Here is a 16,717-nt window from a genome sequence, read left to right on the forward strand (position 1 = left end):
TCCCTGATAGCTCAGTTGGTAGAGCACTCGACTGTTAATCGAGTTGTCACAGGTTCGAGTCCTGTTCGGGGAGCCATATGGAGAGGTGTCCGAGTTTGGCCGAAGGAGCACGATTGGAAATCGTGTAGGCGCCACAAGCGTCTCGAGGGTTCGAATCCCTCTCTCTCCGCCATAAATTTTTACAGGTATGGCCCGTTGGTCAAGGGGTTAAGACACCTCCCTTTCACGGAGGTAACATGGGTTCGAATCCCATACGGGTCACCATTTTTTCACTTGATTTCATATAGTGAAATTGCTACAATAACAATTGTTCGTTTATGGAGGCTTAGCTCAGCTGGGAGAGCATCTGCCTTACAAGCAGAGGGTCGGGGGTTCGATCCCCTCAGCCTCCACCATTGTAACTTTTAAATGAATACTTTTCTTACTGACGCGGGGTGGAGCAGCCCGGTAGCTCGTCGGGCTCATAACCCGAAGGCCGCAGGTTCAAATCCTGCCCCCGCAACCAATTTGGAACCGTGGTGTAGTTGGCCTAACATGCCTGCCTGTCACGCAGGAGATCGCGGGTTCGAATCCCGTCGGTTCCGCCATCAATACCTTAACAACTTATATGGCTCGGTAGCTCAGTCGGTAGAGCAAAGGACTGAAAATCCTTGTGTCGGGGGTTCGATTCCCTCCCGCGCCACCATTTTCTTTAACTGAATATGCCGGTGTAGCTCAATTGGTAGAGCAACTGACTTGTAATCAGTAGGTTGGGGGTTCAAGTCCTCTCGCCGGCACCATCTGTGGAGGCTTAGCGAAGTGGCCAAACGCATCAGACTGTAAATCTGCTCACGTACGTGTTCGGTGGTTCGAATCCATCAGCCTCCACCATCCTTAGGGGCATAGTTTAAAGGTAGAACAACGGTCTCCAAAACCGTTGGTGTGGGTTCAATTCCTGCTGCCCCTGCCAATGAAAATTTTAAAGCTTAATATGGCGACCGTGGCGAAGGGGTTAACGCACCGGATTGTGGTTCCGGCATTCGTGGGTTCGAGACCCATCGGTCGCCCCATTTCTTTAAAACAAGATTGGCAAATTGTTAGTAACAGCTTCATATGGCGACTGTGGCGAAGGGGTTAACGCACCGGATTGTGGTTCCGGCATTCGTGGGTTCGAGACCCATCAGTCGCCCCATTTTTATCTAAAATGTTATTGGGGATTAGCCAAGCGGTAAGGCAACGGACTTTGACTCCGTCATGCATAGGTTCAAATCCTATATCCCCAGCCATTTTGCGGACGTGGCTCAGCGGTAGAGCATCGCCTTGCCAAGGCGAGGGTCGCGGGTTCGATTCCCGTCGTCCGCTCCATTTTTGTGGCGCCATAGCCAAGTGGTAAGGCAAAGCTCTGCAAAAGCTTTATCCCCAGTTCGAGTCTGGGTGGCGCCTCCATTATTTTTTGAACTGATTGTTATCATTATCTATACGCCGGCGTGGCGGAATGGCAGACGCGCTCGACTCAAAATCGAGTGGGAAACCGTGGAGGTTCGAGTCCTCTCGCCGGTACCAACTACAACCTTTAGAAGTCCATTGATATTATATCAATGGACTTTTTTGTGTAATTATTAAGTACAAACTTGGACATAAGGAGATGTGTGGTGTCGGAGAGTAATGGAATACAATGTCCTGACATATAACATAGTTTCCTTTTCAAATGGATATGTATATGCGCGCGGTGGGCCGTGTGCATATTAACAAGGCATCACTATGCTTTCATAAGGTGAAGGATAAGTGTTAGTTCAAGCTGCTGATGGTAAGTCAGCATCATAGCATTAACTTTATGACGAAGCTCCCCCTCATCCGAGCGGGCTGCCCCCAATACCGTGACGTTGGCCGGGCAGAAGTATCATAATCCCTTTCTCTAGTCATGGCGATTCATCCCACCACAGGATGATTTTAGCCGGAGAAGTGGTTGCTCAAGCCCCGTTTTGGGACTGTCACAGCGCTTCCGCTTCGTCGCTTCTGGATTTCACAGAGGAGAGAGGAACGTACTTGAAACAAGCATTATGAAGTTTTCAAGGATCAAATTGTAATCAAGGAAGTAAATATATGATGATTGCTTCCTGTTATATAAATGGGGATTAGGAGTGAAAAGGGAAACTGTTTCCTGGGAATTTTCTCGAAATAGAGTGTGTAAAAAAGAACTGGCCCCGTGTAGTAAGATACACAGAGCCAGTCCCTTTTTTATTCGTAGTGACTAAGATCAAAGCGATGAACTACCATGATCTAGGCAATCGTCATCTGCTGTTTGCACGCCGGTTCCATTTGTTTTTGCGTACTTAATAATAACTGGCTCATAATGAGCAATTAAAGCTGATAACCTCCATCAGAACAGGCACTTCGCAGAACCAACAAATTGATCCCTAGCCGCACCCAGACCAAAGATACCGAGTAGAGCAGAAGCGCCAACCAATATCAGGAGTGGAACGCTCCAACTATGAGTGGCATCATGCAAGTATCCAATCAGCGCTGGGCCAATTGCTGCTAGTAGATATCCGATGGATTGGGCCATGCCCGATAATTCAGCCGCCTGATGGGCACTTTGGGTACGCAAGCCGAAAAACATCATGGACAAGCCAAAGGCAAAGCCCGCCCCAATACCAAGAATAATAACCCAAAACAGAACCAGATGGATACTGCTATAGAGAAGTCCAAGTGTTCCGATCAAAAGCAGAATCGTTGTAATAACCACTAACAACCGTTGGTTAGGCATGCGTCCAGCTATAACAGGAACGACAAATGCAAAGGGGAGTGAAGCCATAATCAGAATCGAGAGAAACCAGCCGGATTGACTTGAACTGATGCCTTGATCTTTTAGTATTTCAGGCAGCCATGCCACCAGCACATAAAAAATGGCCGATTGTATTCCCATAAAAAGAGTTACCTGCCAAGCCAACGGAGAGCGCCATATATTGATCTGATGGTTGTTCCCTGCGCTGCTGGCAACAGCGGCTGGTTTCGCTGGAGCCTTGAGTTGCGGTACCCAAAAGAGAATGGAGATGACGCTAAGTATCCCCCATACTCCCAAGGCACCTTGCCAGTTCAAGCCTGCCCCCACAGCTAAGGGAACACTAATGCCGGAAGCAATCGCCCCGCATAGATTCATGGAAACAGAATAAACCCCTGTCATAGTACCCATTTGCTGCGGAAATTCCCGTTTAATCAGGCTCGGTAGTAACACATTACATATGGTGATAGCAAACCCCAGAACTGCGGTTCCAACATATAAGGTCACCGCTCCGGATAACGAGCGAACAACAATACCGATGACCAAAAAAATAAGGGAAATCAGGATAATACGTTCTACACCATATTTACGTCCTAATTTTGGTACAAAAGGTGATAATAATGCAAATGCAATCAGTGGAACTGTGGTAATCAGGCCTGCTAAGGTATTTGAAATATGCACGTTCTCCCGAATAATACTGACTAATGGCCCCACCGATGTGAGGGGAGCACGCAAATTCGCTGCGATAAAAATAATTCCTACGATCATGAACCATAATGTAGCTTGCTTGCGAATGCCGGTACTGGATATTTTATCCTGTTTTTTTAACAATTGTTCTGGCGAACTCATAAGGGTTCCTCCTGCGTTTTAAGTTAATTAATCGTCAATTTCATCCATGTGGAGGAAGTAACCTTAAGAGGGAATGTATTGTACATCACCAAACTGTGGGCGAAAAACGACTGTAATGTCCAACAGCGGCAAGCAATGCTTCGTGCTTTCCTTGTTCTTCAATGCTATATGCGGTACGACCACAATTTGATCTGCTCTCTTTATGGTTGCCAGACGGTGAGCAATCATCAAAGTTGTTCTTCTCGCTGAAAGCTCAGCAAGAGAATGCTGAATTGAAGTTCGGTATCCAGTGCAGTGGGGGTCTGGTCCAGGATCAGGATGGGCGAATTCTTGAGGAACATCCGTAAATAGCCAGTCACTGTTTTTGTCCCCCGGACAATCTACCCCACGTTCTCCGATCACTGTATCCATCCCTTCAGGTTGTGCATGGATAAAGGTCTCTAGTTAAGCCCGGTGAGTGGCTTCCCAGATTTCGTCATACGCTATATTCTGTACGGGCCTTTTCAATGTATAAACGAACAGCCTCCTCGGCTTGATGGCAATCCTGATTGGCAATGGCTTGATAAAGCAGGTCATGAGAGTCGTGATAAAAAGCTGCATTTTTGAAGTCCTTCGTTTCCAAAACCATGTTTTGCAGCGCCTCGGAAATATGATTGTACAAATTCGCCATCAATTGGTTATGTGAAGCAGCAATCACCATTTTGTGAAACTCGACATCCCAGTGAGCATAAGCTTTGAGATCCTGCTGGCTGGCTGCTTGTCTGCACTGGTCCAAGCATGTCCGAATCGCCTCCAAATCTTCTTCGCCTCTCCTGAGGGTAGCCAGGACAGCAGCCTCTCTTTCCAATGCATATCGGACCTCCAGGCTCTCTAGCTTATCGGTATGCTGAATCACTTTTTTAATCACTGACCCCAAAACACTTGAGGAGCAGACATAGGTCCCATCCCCTTGTCTGGTCTTCAGCAGACCCGCATACGTTAAAGCCCGAATGGCTTCCCTCAAGGTATTACGGCTGACTTGAAGCTGTTCCATTAGCTCGGGCTCTGGAGGAATACGCATCCCTACTTGCCATTCGCTGTTTTCGATCTTCTCCTGGATCTGGTAGGCCACCTGTTCCACCAAGGTTAAACGTTGAGTTTGAGTTAACAACAGCATTACTCCTTTACGAAACGTAGGATGTTTGGTATTTCGGTGTTATTATATCAGATTGACTTTAACTTGGAAAGATGAAATTGATAATGATTATCATCAAGTTTTTTCATAGAATCCAATTGAAAGGTAGGAATAACTGGCTCATAACGAGTGATCAACGTGGCTTCTGCTTCCTTGTCACCATTTTGCGCTAAATGGAGCAGAGTAGAAGTACTATTCATGTTTATCCTCCTTTTATCATCCAATTGCAAAATATCAGCGCTGTATGATAAAGCGGGAGGAGGGAAGACTGCGACAAGCAAAACGAGCCTTTACTTCTGTTGTGGTGACGAACTAAAAAGTTGATATCGATCTCGAAATTGACAACATCCGAAGGAACAACATAAGAGTGAATCACACCTCAGTTTCTCAAAAAAAAAAAATATTTGATGAATTACTGAACTGAACAGTGAAAAGTTCCTTCAGCTGCTTTCACAGTCAGGCGGATGTCCCGTTGCGCTTTCTCGTCTTCCACCAACTCCAAGGGATGGACCTCTCCCTTTTTCAAATACCGGTTGAGCTTCGGCATGGGTTTGCTACAAAGTGGTTCTGTGGCAGGTGTACCGGGACGTTCCGAAGCATGAGGCCGATGACAATGACACGAACCAATGAAAAGCGACTCCAGAATTGCGTCACACTGAACACAATTGATATTGATAATCAATATCAATTGTGTTAATATGATTTTGTTCTCTTGTGAACAAAAAATAATCTATTGCTGACACTGAACTTGGTCTGCAGCTACTACAAGAGAGGGGAGATTACGAAATTGGAGTTTCAAAATCATTTTAAAGGTCATCTTTACGAGCAATATATTAGAATGCTGCATCTGAATGAGCTGTATACTGAGCAAGAATTTAACTCGTTTCGGCAACAGGCCAGAAAGTACCAGATTGACATGCTCTCCAACAATATTACTAGTGTACACGTTATTGATTGCATTGGTGATTATGAACCGATAAATCATACCGGGATTGTGGAGAAGATGGGGTTGTCCAAAGCTGGCATTACTAAAATTAGTGCAAAGCTGCTGGAAATGGGCTTCATTATGAGAAGTCAACTGAACAACAATCGTAAGGAGATTTACTTTAGTTTAACGGATAAGGGAAGACACGTTTATCATTTGCATAAAGAGCTGCACAAAGAAAAAGAAGAAAGGTTTTACCAATTCATTGAATCCTATTCAGAGGCTGAGCTGCAGATTATTGGAAAATTTATGAGTGATTTGGTGGCACGTGCCGAAGATTACTCCGAAGGGAAGTTTACAATAAATGACGACATTAAAGATTGAGGAATTAAGATCCAAGATTGAAGGGAAAGAAATTTTAAAAGGGCTCACACTGGAGATTCATGGCGGAGAGATTCATGCGATTATGGGGCCTAACGGGACGGGGAAAAGTACGTTGGCTTCAGCTTTAATGGGCCATCCAAAATATGAGGTTACTGGCGGCAAGGTGACATTAGACAATGAAGACCTTCTGGAGATGGAGGTGGATGAGCGTGCCCAGGCAGGCTTGTTCCTCGCTATGCAATACCCAAGTGAAATTGCCGGGGTGACCAACTCGGACTTTCTCAGAAGTGCCATCAATGCACGGCGTGAAGAAGGCGATGAGATATCCTTGATTCGTTTTATCCGTGAAATGGAGAGCAAAATGAAGGGGCTGGAGATGAACCCGGAATTTGCGCATCGTTATTTGAATGAGGGATTCTCCGGCGGTGAAAAAAAGCGGAATGAGATTTTGCAATTGATGCTGCTTGAACCCAAGTTTGTGATCCTGGATGAAGTGGATTCCGGGCTTGATATTGATGCACTGCGTATTGTGGCCAATGGCGTAAATGAGATGCGCAGCCCGGGTAGAGGCTTTTTAATCATCACCCATTATCAGCGCCTGCTGAACTATATTACCCCGGATTTTGTGCATGTCATGATGCAAGGCCGGATAGTTAAATCTGGCGGCCCGGAGCTTGCCCACCGTTTAGAGGCTGAAGGATACGATTGGGTAAAAGAAGAGCTTGGGATTACGGATGAGACGGTAGGCGAGGAAGTTTGAAAGCTGAAGAGGAGGAAAAGCAAGTGGGTATACAAGCAAAAATTTCAATGAATGCGAACGCTTTATGCGCTTGGTCAAGTGCTAAGGATGAACCTCGTTGGTTGCTTGAACGCCGGATTCGGGCACTCGAGCTGGCAGAGACGCTGGAGCTGCCTAAAGTGGAGAAAATCAAACTTGAAAAATGGGATATCTACGAAAGTGGTGGTTACAAAGCTGAGAATGCGTGGTCAGGTTTGGAAGATGCGCCGGAGGTTGTTCGAGGTTTGTTTGCCTCTCCGGTGGAAGGCGGACTCATCGTTCAGATCAATTCGGATGTAGTGTACACAGAATTGTCGGCTGATTTAGCCGCACAGGGAGTGATTTTAACTGATTTGCATACTGCTGCGAGAGAACATGAGGAATTGGTTCAATGTTACCTCGACCGGGCTGTGAAGCCGGAAGAGCACAGATTGTCTGCTGTGCACAGTGCCTTATGGAGTGGTGGCGTTTTTCTATATGTCCCGGACGGTATAGAGGTTGAAGTTCCCATTCAAGCGATCTTTTATAGCGATACGAGCGGGGCGCTTTTTGCTCCTCACATCTTGATTGTGACTGGTAACAACAGCAAGATCAGCTATGTGGATCATTGTATATCGAGCAGAGATGATATCAAGGTTTTGCATAATGGTGTGGTAGAGGTGTTTGCAGGGGCAGGCTCCAAGGTGCAGGTCGCTTCTGTTCATCAGCTTGCTGCAGCAACAACGGACTTCACCCAGCGGCGTGCGATTGTGCTTGCGGATGGCGGTGTAGAATGGATTGTCGGCGAGATGAATAATGGCTATACCGCCAGTGATACGAAGACATTACTCCAGGGCAACGGGTCCATCTCTGACGCTAAGGTGATTGCGATAGGCTCTGGGGACCAGAAATTGAGTTATACTACGCAAGCTCAGCATTTTGGCAGAAGCTCGGTGAGCCAAATGATCACACGCGCAGTAATGCGTGAAGAAGCTACGGCCATTATCAACGGGATTACAAAAATTGAAAAAGGTGCAACCAATTGTGATGGTCAGCAAACAGAACGTGTACTGATGTTAAGTCCAAATGCGCGCGGTGATGCCAATCCGATCCTGCTGATAGATGAGGATGATGTAACCGCCGGTCATGCTGCATCCGTGGGGCAAGTAAATGCGGAACAAATCTATTATCTGATGTCTCGTGGGATCTCACGGAGCGAAGCCGAATATCTTGTTATTTTCGGATTCCTCGCTCCTGTCATTTCGGAGATCCCGCTGGAGGGAATGCGTAGCCGCCTGCAGGATGTAGTGGAGAAAAAGCTTGGCAGATTATAGGGAATCTGAGCCAATCAAAGTGAGTCTTATGAAGGTTAAAAGGAGCGATAACAATGGCTAAAAAAGCGCCGGATATGGGTGAATATAAATATGGGTTTCGCGATGAGCACCAGTCTATTTTTCAATCTGGAAAAGGTCTGACTGAAGAGATTGTCCGTGAAATTTCCCGAATCAAGGAAGAGCCGGAGTGGATGCTCGATTTTCGGCTGAAAGCTTTGAAGCAATTCTACAAAATGCCGATGCCTGGGTGGGGAGCGGATTTGTCCGGATTAAATCTTGATAACATTCAATACTATGTTCGCCCTTCCGAAAAACAAGGAAAGACCTGGGAGGAGGTTCCCACCGAGATTAAAGCAACCTTTGACAAGCTAGGGATTCCTGAAGCGGAGCAAAAGTTTCTGGCAGGCGTATCCGCTCAATACGAGTCGGAAGTAGTCTATCACAGTATGCGGAAGGAACTGGAGGAGCAGGGCGTTGTTTTCCTTGATACGGATACTGCTTTAAAGCAATATCCTGAAGTGTTCAGGCAACATTTTGGAACGATCATCCCTCCCGCCGACAATAAATTTGCAGCGCTTAACAGTGCGGTTTGGTCAGGCGGCAGCTTTGTATACATTCCGAGGGGCGTTCAATGTGAGGTTCCTATACAAGGGTATTTCCGTATTAATTCTGAAAATATGGGCCAATTCGAGCGGACATTAATTATTGCCGAAGAGGGTAGTTTTATCCATTATGTTGAAGGATGTACAGCGCCTATTTATAGTACCAGTTCTCTGCATAGCGGAGTTATTGAAATTATTTGCAGGAAAGATTCCCGTGTCCGTTACACGACAATCCAGAATTGGGCTCCTAATATCTACAACTTGGTAACCCAAAGGGCTGTAGCAGAGGAAAATGCCACAATGGAATGGGTGGACGGCAACATCGGCTCCAAGGTAACCATGAAGTATCCGGCTGTAATATTGAAAGGAAGGGGAGCCAAGGGGTCCATCCTGTCTATTGCCGTAGCCGGTAAAGATCAGCATCAAGATGCCGGTGCGAAGGTAATTCACCTTGCTCCCGAGACAACATCTACGATTATATCCAAATCGATCAGCAAGCAGGGCGGCAAAGTAAACTACCGGGGATTGTCAAGCTTCAGCCGCGATTCCGCAGGATCCAAGTCCAATATTAAGTGTGATACGTTGATTTTGGACAACCTGTCATCATCAGATACGATTCCTTACAATGAAATTAAAAACGATCAGATTACTTTGGAGCACGAGGCAACAGTATCCAAAGTGTCCGAGGAACAATTGTTTTACTTAATGAGCCGCGGGCTTACAGAACAAGATGCCACACAAATGATTGTAATGGGCTTTATTGAGCCGTTTACCAAAGAATTGCCGATGGAATATGCCGTTGAAATGAATCGGCTGATTCAATTTGAAATGGAAGGCAGCATCGGTTGATTCAATAATTTAATAGATCAAACCTTTATCACTCTTTAAAGAAGTACGAGGTGTTGGTAATGAAGAAGAATAATTCGGACAATTCAGAACTAGCTGAAATTACCCGAGAGATACGGAAACTTCAGTTCTACTTCAATATGCTGTCAGGATTGAGCGCAAGTTGTGGTGTGATGATACCTTTAGACTCTATTTATACGCTTATAAGGGAACTTTCGGATCAAGAGGCCATTCTTAGGCAAAAAGCAAAGGATCAGTCAGACTATCTAGGGTGAAAAAAGGCTTGAATTGACTGTTGGTAAAACAATGAGAGGAGCTGGAATAATGGAGGGGAATGGAATTTTATTCGATGAAGTATCGGAAGTGCTTCTCAAACTACGTCCTTTCTTACTGCGTGACGGTGGAGATGCTGAATTAGTCGAGGTTGAGAACGGTATAGCCAAATTAAGATTTTTGGGAGCTTGCAACGGTTGCCCAAGTGCTACGATTACGTTAAAGGCTGCTATTGAGCGCGCAATTCTTGAAGAGATTGAAGAGATTAAAGAAGTTGTACAAGTATTCTGAATTTATTTAGGTAAAAGACACTAAATGTATCCTCAAATGTATGCATACTGTGTGTCTGAGGCATCTTGAGAGAGCTGTCAGCACTCATTCGCTCGTTCTCACCATAGAGAAAGGAGCACACTTGAAGTGAATAATATGAAGGTATAAAAGATCAAGAAGCAGTCAAAGTTATGGCTTCTTATAAATGGGAATATGGAATGAGAAAGGCAACTATATATAGAATAAAATGATAATATTTAGCTAAAATTAAATATTTTTAAAAATGCAAAGCCCTATGAAGTGTACCCCATATGGCTTTGCAAATAATTAGTTGTAAAGATAAAAAACAACTGCCAGTATAAAAGTAATTGTCAACTGTTGTTTGCAATCTTCATGAATGATTTCATTTCATTTTGCTTATTTATTGATAACTGGCTCATAATGGGTAATCAACTTGGCTTCAGCTTCTTTGTCACCTTTTGTGCTAAATGGAGCAGAGTTAAAATGCTATTCATGTTCATCCTCTTTTTATCGTCTAGAAGTGAATGATAGGTGAATTATGACATAAACGGAGGGCTACGACATAGGTTTACCCTTTTTATTATCTATGGGAAACCAGGTGCGGGAATGTGTGTCTATTAGCCTGACGGCAGCATTATCCGTCCCTGCCCGAATTATCGGAAAGCACGCAGTTGCAAGGGTCTGCGTCCGATAGCTCATTTTTTTATTGCATCAAAATTGTAACAACTCATTGAGCTTACTTTCAGGCTCTTCACCATTTTCTACACGTTTTATATTATTGACAAAAAAGTCATATCTTTTCTTATGAAATTTCCGGCCATCAGGCATTCCTGCTGTATGGGGCGTAAGGATCACATTCCCCAGATTCCGGAGCTCACTGTCCAAAGGAAGCGGCTCAGTTTCAAACACATCTAAGCATGAGCCGGCAATATCCCCGTTTTTTAGAGCATTAATCAAGTCTCGTTCGTTGACAATCCCGCCGCGGGCCGTATTGATAAACAAAGCGGTTTTCTTCATTTTTTGAAACATCGTTTTGTTGATCAACTGCTTGGTTTGCGAATTCAAAGGCAAGTGTACACTGACGATGTCCGATGTGCTTACAAGAGTATCAAAATCCGTCATTTTCACAAAACCGTCCGATTGTGCAACGTAATTTCTCTTATAAGCCAGCACCCTCATATCAAACACTCGGCAAAACTCAGCTACTTTTTTCCCAATAGCGCCCAAACCGATAATCCCAATGGTTTTCCCTTCTAATTCATATCCGGTATAGTCCAAATGATGTTCATCCATCCTGTTTTTCATGAACGCATCCAGAAACGGTATGTTTTTATAATAAGACAAGATCAGCGCCATAACGTGCTCAGCTACTGCGTGTGCATTCACGCCTGCAGCATTGGCCACCCAAATGTTACGTTGTGTGCAGGCAGGGATATCCACATTATCAAATCCTGCACCTGTCTGTACTAACTTTAAATCTTTTGCAGTAGAAAGCAGGCTGTGATCTACTTTAATATGTTCAGGGATTATGACCTGACAATCTTCGATATGATGCAGCATATCTTTTCCGGGAGGGGCAATAACTACGTTCCAATCTTGCGGAAAATATCTTGCGATGTTTGATTTTGAGGTTTCGTTAAAATAACCAACTATAAGAATTTTCATGTTAAACCACCCTTCGTTGCTGTTTGTCTTGATTAATGATAATTTTAAATATGAAGAATAATAGTGTAAAACTCAAATATTTTGAGAACTATATTAAGTATTTCTATATATCGAGGGGATATTCTATGTATTTTCCTGGGATTGAAGCATTTTTAGCAATTGTACGGACCCAGAATATAAGCAAGGCGGCCGAATGGCTGCACTTGTCACAAGCGACGGTAAGCTACCGGTTAAAGACATTGGAGGAGCAAATGGGCGGCCTTTTGGTTGAACGGAGAAAAGGGGCATCCAAAATCAGTCTGACCCCAAAAGGTGAAAACTTTTTTAGCATTGCGGAACGATGGGAGGCTCTTTGGAGGGAAACACAAATCTTACAGGCTAGCGGTTCGCAGTTAAGTTTGGCCATAAGCGCTGCCGAAAGTATAAGTCATTTTGTTTTGCCACCTGTGTATAAAATGCTAAATCAGCATACTCCGTCAATTCGTCTGCAAATTCGAACGCAGCATACTCAGGAAGCTTTTGACAGTATTGAACGACGCGAGATGGATGTGGCATTTGTGGTGCGGGAAATCGTGTCGCCTAGTGTCACGGTTAAACCGTTTTTTAAGGAAGAAATGGTACTACTGCGTCTGGCTGTGCCGGGGCGTCAGGCTGGAGGTGCGGTTGAAATGAAAGAATTGGAGGCACAGCACGAAGTCTTTATCAATTGGAACAGAGAGTTTCAATTCAGACATGATCAGTGGTGGGATCCTCTTTGCCCATCCCGTGTTCATCTGGATACAGCGGGACTCATCACTACTTTTTTGAATAACACCAAACAATGGACGATCGTGCCTGCTTCGATTGGCAATTATATGATGCAGATGGGAGATTTTGTTCTCCAGAAACTATCTGTTTCTGTGCCTCCAAGAATGTGTTATAAAGTAACGCATAAGTTTCCAAACCAGGCTTTACACGAGCCCCTTCGTATTCTTGATAACTACCTACAAGATTTACTTGGAATAACATGATCCGGGATATATTTGCAATTGATTATTGGCTTGCAAACTGGTGTATGAAGAAAATAGAGCATTAGACTGAAGCTTGCGAAGCGCTTTAGATAAGTTGGGCTGCAGTAATTGGCAGACTGACATGTGCTGGTACAGGCATGCTGATGATGGCTTTGGAGGATTCTCCTAATAGGCATACTTGACTGAACAAAGCGAATGCAATAGTGAAGGCCCAACTGGTGTTGATCCAGATGGATCATGGCCTGAATCTATACGATATCATCATGCAGCTTTAGAGCGGTTTGTCGGTTATACGAAGGTGCTTGAGAATATGACGGGTGAGAATTGGTTTGAGAGTACTACGCTGTTACATATGTTTAATATAGCGTAGGTATGCAGACTCCGGGGTATGAATACTTCGGCGACGGGATATCCACACCTCCTTTTGGCGAAAGGCCTGTGAAGCCGGTTTCAATGCGGTATAGTTGCTGGTGGCGGTAAGTTCATAAACGGGAAGCGTTAGGGTTTTCGTTGATGGACAAGAAGTTTTAAATAGTTCTGGAGAAGTTCAACGCCTCTATCCCGAGCTGTTCCCGGCAATGTTTAAAATTCCTATTCAAGCAGGTGGTGAACTCACGATAACTATTGAGGAACGAAAAAGTATGGGATGTCGGGTATAGGAAGATGCAATATTCTTGGAATTGAGTCCATTGATTAAATTCGACTTACGAGGACTTCATCATTCCCAAGGCCGATTCGGACTAGGATGTGCGACGGGGCTGAAAAAGGCGGGCATCAGTTCTCGGCCGGGGACGGTTACGCCATTATTGCCATGGTGGAAAAAGGCCTGGGCAGCATCATCCTCCCGGAGCTGGTCACCCGGTTCCAGCATGAGCATGTAGCCATGCTTGAGCTGGAAGAGAGCAGCTTCCGTTCCCTTGGCTTCGCGGGTCAACTCGATGAAATATGCTTCACCAGCAACGCGGCGGTTTCTGCACATGTGCAGAGCTGGTCGTCCGGCAAGGGAGTGATTTGACCCAGTAAATATGCACACAAAAGGCATGTTTTTGAAACTGAAAACATGCCTTTTTGCCAATGGTCATCATTTGCTTAATTTTTGTCCTTCGTTGTCAAGAAACAACAGCTCGTAGTATTTTTTTGGCCGCCCTTTACTGTTGTCCCGTTTTTCAAATACCGTTTGTACGTACTTACTTTCTTCAATTTTGTTAAGGATACGGTTTGCACCTCTGACGGTCATGGACAGGCACTCGGCAACATCCTCAGAGGATAATTTATTGGTTCTCATGATTTCTGCATAGGACATGATTTTTTGCAAATTGATGTTGTTGATTCCGATCCTTTTGGCTAACGCAATGATTTCCGGGTCACCCTGTTCGGAGAACTGGATGACATTCATGCTCCGCATGGGGCCGACAACCTTCTGATTCTCGTCTATAAAAAAGCTGCAACTGCCCGTAAAGGCCTCCGCCTGTCTGTGAGCTTTGGTAGCGTTGACGTTCGCTTGAAAATATTCATGCCCCGAGCCCCACCCAATCTTCACCTTGTCGCTTATGCGCTCTTCCAGATATTCCAGCAGGGTGCAGTTATGCGCGTTAGAGGTGATCCTCATGAAATTTCCGTAGGTAGTGTACAGTCTGACAAAGCCTTCTGAAATTTGGGCCGTGTCTGCCAGATTCATGCTATGCAGAAACCTGCCGACAAGGACTTTTAGCTCATGAAGCTGCTCTTCAGAGGGTGGCTGCTCAGTTATGGCCGATAAGCATGCAACAACTGCCCTCTGGTTCTTAAGCTTGAGGATGGTAATTTCGTTGATGATCTCGCTTATGGTCTCTTTGACGTTCTCCAAGGTGGGGCGGATTAAGATATATCTGACTCCGTGCTTTTGCAGTTCCGGCACAAAATGGCCGAACGCCGTGATGGATAGATCTATTTTCTCATCTTCCCACAGCGTGATATGGTTCTCCAGCATGGTCTCCACCCGTTTGAGCAAATCTCCGCTGTCAATGGGTTTGCCCTCATGAGTCAGGTATTGCTGGAATTCGCTGAAAGACTCGATGATATACGCATAATCCACATAGATCCGAGAGATATCCAGCCCATGTTCTGTAACCAGCAGCCGGAAAAGCTCCCTGTACAACAGGTTCTCATCATCCTGCAAAATGTGAACAGGCACCTTGTCATCCAGGCTTTCCTTATCGATGGACTCGTAAAGCATCCTGCCGCTGATCACAAATCCATCCACCGAATCCAGGTTTTTGAGATAGATGTCTGTTGTTTCCCGGAAATTGCTGATTGTAAGAAACCGGAACTGACATAGTGGCCGCATTTCTTCTTCAATGGCGCGGAAATAGTCCATATGGGTCTCAGGCGTGATAATACCCAGCTTGATTTTCATGATAGATTCCTTTCATAAACAGTTCAATCAAAAGAGTTATATCACAATAAATGTGATATTACAATGTTCCGCCAGCCTCTGAAATAATGTTCTTAAAATGTCTTAATATCTCTTGACAGGGAATAAAAATGCCAGTACGATAAATTCGTTCTTAAAAAGTCTTAAAATACAAAGGGGGGAATGTTAACTCTGTTCTAACGTTCATTTAATTTGTGCTTTGGGAGATGTTCATTGTGTTTGAAGAAGCTGAAGACTTTTTGATTATGGCGCATCAGCTGCAGGACAAATTGGTCAAGTATCGGCATCATCTTCATGCGGTTCCGGAACTTGATCTAAGTTTGCCCAGGACAACCTCATATGTAAAAGAGGCCTTGGAGTCGATGGGCCTTAAGCCCGCTCCCGTAGGAAAATCAGGCTTAATGGTTACCATTGGCGGACAGCATGAAGGGAAGGTGGTTCTGATCCGTGCGGATATGGACGGGCTGCCGATTCAAGAAGAAACGGAGCTGTCTTACGCATCGTTGAATGGAAACATGCATGCTTGCGGTCATGACATGCATACTTCCATGCTGCTGGGAGCTGCGGAGATTCTGAAGGCTAACGAACAGCAGCTTCGCGGGACGGTTAAGCTTATGTTTCAGCCGGGTGAAGAGACGCTGCACGGGGCAAAAATGATGCTGGAGAGCGGGATTCTCGATAATCCCAAGGTGGATGCAGCCATGATGCTTCACGTATTGACTGGAATGCCGCTTCCTACCGGACAATTTGTAGTGCCTGAGGAAGGTGGAGCGATATCTGCTTCTTCGGATTGGTTCGAAATTATCATCCGCGGAAGGGGCTCACATGGCGCAATGCCCGAGGCCGCAGTGGACCCCTTAAATGTGGCTGCTCATCTTCATCTGGCGTTGCAGGGTATCCTTAGCCGGGAAGTTTCGCCAATTGATAATGCAGTGCTTACCATTGGCGTGATGGAAGGCGGAAGTACAAACAACGTGATTCCCGATATGGCCAGAATGAAAGGAAGTGTACGTACCTTTAGCGCCGCATTGCGGGATAAAATGGAGACTCGTATCTGTGAAATTTCCGCAGGAATAGGAGAAACTTTTCAGGCCAAGGTGGAAGTGATCTATACGAGGGGATGTCCTGAGGTGAAAACGGACAGCGGGCTGAACCGGCAAATGAGAACGACGATTGCCAACACTTTTGGCGCGAGTTCCTTCATCGGTATAACCCAACTGGTACCCGGTGGTAAATTAATGGGATCAGAAGACTTCGCATTTGTCTCACAGGCGGTGCCAAGTACGACAGTGTTCCTTAACGCAGGCAATATCGAGGAAGGCTATAGTTACCCTGTACACCATCCAAAGACGATGTTCTCGGATGAGGTGCTTCATAGAGGGGCTGCGGCTTACGCTGCTTTTGCCAGAGATTGGCTTGAAAGTAATAGATAA

The 16,717-nt window shown here is 45.2% G+C and carries 13 protein-coding genes, 16 tRNA genes and 1 pseudogene; 24 read left to right on the forward strand and 6 right to left on the reverse strand.

Annotated features, from left to right (window positions below):
* The 16 genes from AC3WT9_RS18465 (at position 1) to AC3WT9_RS18540 (ending at position 1,542) form a co-directional block, all read left to right on the forward strand.
* Positions 1-76 (forward strand) — tRNA-Asn (locus AC3WT9_RS18465).
* A gap of 3 nt (positions 77-79) precedes the next feature.
* Positions 80-172: transfer RNA gene (locus AC3WT9_RS18470), tRNA-Ser, on the forward strand.
* A gap of 17 nt (positions 173-189) precedes the next feature.
* A tRNA-Glu gene (locus AC3WT9_RS18475) sits at positions 190-264 on the forward strand.
* Between the two features lie 55 nt (positions 265-319).
* A tRNA-Val gene (locus AC3WT9_RS18480) sits at positions 320-395 on the forward strand.
* 33 nt (positions 396-428) lie between these two features.
* Positions 429-505: transfer RNA gene (locus AC3WT9_RS18485), tRNA-Met, on the forward strand.
* A gap of 4 nt (positions 506-509) precedes the next feature.
* Positions 510-587 (forward strand) — tRNA-Asp (locus tag AC3WT9_RS18490).
* 22 nt (positions 588-609) lie between these two features.
* A tRNA-Phe gene (locus tag AC3WT9_RS18495) sits at positions 610-685 on the forward strand.
* An 18-nt stretch (positions 686-703) separates the two neighbouring features.
* Positions 704-779 (forward strand) — tRNA-Thr (locus tag AC3WT9_RS18500).
* 5 nt (positions 780-784) lie between these two features.
* A tRNA-Tyr gene (locus AC3WT9_RS18505) sits at positions 785-870 on the forward strand.
* Between the two features lie 5 nt (positions 871-875).
* Positions 876-949: transfer RNA gene (locus AC3WT9_RS18510), tRNA-Trp, on the forward strand.
* Positions 950-973: 24 nt separating this feature from the next.
* A tRNA-His gene (locus AC3WT9_RS18515) sits at positions 974-1,049 on the forward strand.
* Between the two features lie 46 nt (positions 1,050-1,095).
* A tRNA-His gene (locus AC3WT9_RS18520) sits at positions 1,096-1,171 on the forward strand.
* A gap of 19 nt (positions 1,172-1,190) precedes the next feature.
* Positions 1,191-1,265 (forward strand) — tRNA-Gln (locus tag AC3WT9_RS18525).
* A 4-nt stretch (positions 1,266-1,269) separates the two neighbouring features.
* Positions 1,270-1,344: transfer RNA gene (locus AC3WT9_RS18530), tRNA-Gly, on the forward strand.
* Between the two features lie 7 nt (positions 1,345-1,351).
* Positions 1,352-1,425 (forward strand) — tRNA-Cys (locus tag AC3WT9_RS18535).
* A 35-nt stretch (positions 1,426-1,460) separates the two neighbouring features.
* Positions 1,461-1,542: transfer RNA gene (locus AC3WT9_RS18540), tRNA-Leu, on the forward strand.
* Positions 1,543-2,359: 817 nt separating this feature from the next.
* Here AC3WT9_RS18540 and AC3WT9_RS18545 read toward each other — a convergent pair.
* The 4 genes and pseudogenes from AC3WT9_RS18545 to AC3WT9_RS18560 form a co-directional block, all read right to left on the reverse strand.
* Positions 2,360-3,610 (reverse strand): CynX/NimT family MFS transporter, encoded by a 1,251-nt coding sequence (locus tag AC3WT9_RS18545; RefSeq protein ID WP_341096371.1) that lies wholly within the window; start codon positions 3,608-3,610, stop codon positions 2,360-2,362.
* A gap of 85 nt (positions 3,611-3,695) precedes the next feature.
* Positions 3,696-4,102 (reverse strand): annotated as a pseudogene (locus AC3WT9_RS18550) (multidrug ABC transporter ATP-binding protein); the annotation flags it as partial.
* Positions 4,086-4,760 (reverse strand): FadR/GntR family transcriptional regulator, encoded by a 675-nt coding sequence (locus AC3WT9_RS18555; RefSeq protein WP_341096370.1) that lies wholly within the window; start codon positions 4,758-4,760, stop codon positions 4,086-4,088. The gene AC3WT9_RS18555 and the pseudogene AC3WT9_RS18550, both read right to left, overlap by 17 nt.
* Positions 4,761-4,813: 53 nt before the next feature.
* On the reverse strand, positions 4,814-4,984 hold the full coding sequence (locus AC3WT9_RS18560; protein WP_341096369.1) for a hypothetical protein: 171 nt from the start codon (positions 4,982-4,984) through the stop codon (positions 4,814-4,816).
* Positions 4,985-5,571: 587 nt separating this feature from the next.
* Between AC3WT9_RS18560 and AC3WT9_RS18565 the strand changes: the two genes are divergently transcribed.
* The 5 genes from AC3WT9_RS18565 (at position 5,572) to AC3WT9_RS18585 (ending at position 10,196) form a co-directional block, all read left to right on the forward strand.
* A complete protein-coding gene (locus AC3WT9_RS18565; RefSeq protein WP_341096368.1) occupies positions 5,572-6,093 on the forward strand; it encodes a MarR family transcriptional regulator in 522 nt (173 codons plus the stop codon).
* On the forward strand, positions 6,074-6,853 hold the full coding sequence (sufC, locus tag AC3WT9_RS18570) for a Fe-S cluster assembly ATPase SufC (protein WP_341379807.1): 780 nt from the start codon (positions 6,074-6,076) through the stop codon (positions 6,851-6,853). Before AC3WT9_RS18565 ends, sufC begins: the two co-directional genes overlap by 20 nt.
* Before the next feature lie 23 nt (positions 6,854-6,876).
* Positions 6,877-8,184, forward strand: coding sequence for a Fe-S cluster assembly protein SufD (gene sufD, locus AC3WT9_RS18575; RefSeq protein ID WP_445935360.1), 1,308 nt, complete (start codon positions 6,877-6,879; stop codon positions 8,182-8,184).
* Between the two features lie 53 nt (positions 8,185-8,237).
* A complete protein-coding gene (sufB, locus tag AC3WT9_RS18580) occupies positions 8,238-9,635 on the forward strand; it encodes a Fe-S cluster assembly protein SufB (RefSeq protein WP_341096366.1) in 1,398 nt (465 codons plus the stop codon).
* A 321-nt stretch (positions 9,636-9,956) separates the two neighbouring features.
* Positions 9,957-10,196 carry a NifU family protein gene (locus AC3WT9_RS18585; RefSeq protein WP_341096365.1) on the forward strand — a complete coding sequence of 80 codons (240 nt, stop codon included), beginning with the start codon at positions 9,957-9,959 and terminating at the stop codon, positions 10,194-10,196.
* A 711-nt stretch (positions 10,197-10,907) separates the two neighbouring features.
* Here AC3WT9_RS18585 and AC3WT9_RS18590 read toward each other — a convergent pair.
* A complete protein-coding gene (locus AC3WT9_RS18590; RefSeq protein WP_341096355.1) occupies positions 10,908-11,861 on the reverse strand; it encodes an NAD(P)-dependent oxidoreductase in 954 nt (317 codons plus the stop codon).
* Positions 11,862-11,986: 125 nt separating this feature from the next.
* On the opposite strand from AC3WT9_RS18590, the gene AC3WT9_RS18595 reads away from it, so the two are divergent.
* Both AC3WT9_RS18595 and AC3WT9_RS18600 read left to right on the forward strand, forming a co-directional pair.
* Positions 11,987-12,871 carry a LysR family transcriptional regulator gene (locus AC3WT9_RS18595; RefSeq protein WP_342480677.1) on the forward strand — a complete coding sequence of 295 codons (885 nt, stop codon included), beginning with the start codon at positions 11,987-11,989 and terminating at the stop codon, positions 12,869-12,871.
* Positions 12,872-13,616: 745 nt separating this feature from the next.
* Positions 13,617-13,886: a type 2 periplasmic-binding domain-containing protein gene (locus AC3WT9_RS18600; RefSeq protein ID WP_341096353.1), complete on the forward strand. Its 270-nt coding sequence runs from the start codon at positions 13,617-13,619 to the stop codon at positions 13,884-13,886.
* Between the two features lie 66 nt (positions 13,887-13,952).
* Here AC3WT9_RS18600 and AC3WT9_RS18605 read toward each other — a convergent pair whose 3' ends face one another.
* Positions 13,953-15,266, reverse strand: coding sequence for a transcriptional regulator (locus AC3WT9_RS18605; RefSeq protein ID WP_341096352.1), 1,314 nt, complete (start codon positions 15,264-15,266; stop codon positions 13,953-13,955).
* Positions 15,267-15,490: 224 nt separating this feature from the next.
* Between AC3WT9_RS18605 and AC3WT9_RS18610 the strand changes: the two genes are divergently transcribed.
* A complete protein-coding gene (locus AC3WT9_RS18610; protein WP_341096351.1) occupies positions 15,491-16,717 on the forward strand; it encodes a M20 metallopeptidase family protein in 1,227 nt (408 codons plus the stop codon).

The organism is Paenibacillus sp. EB106-06-01-XG199, from assembly GCF_058791575.1.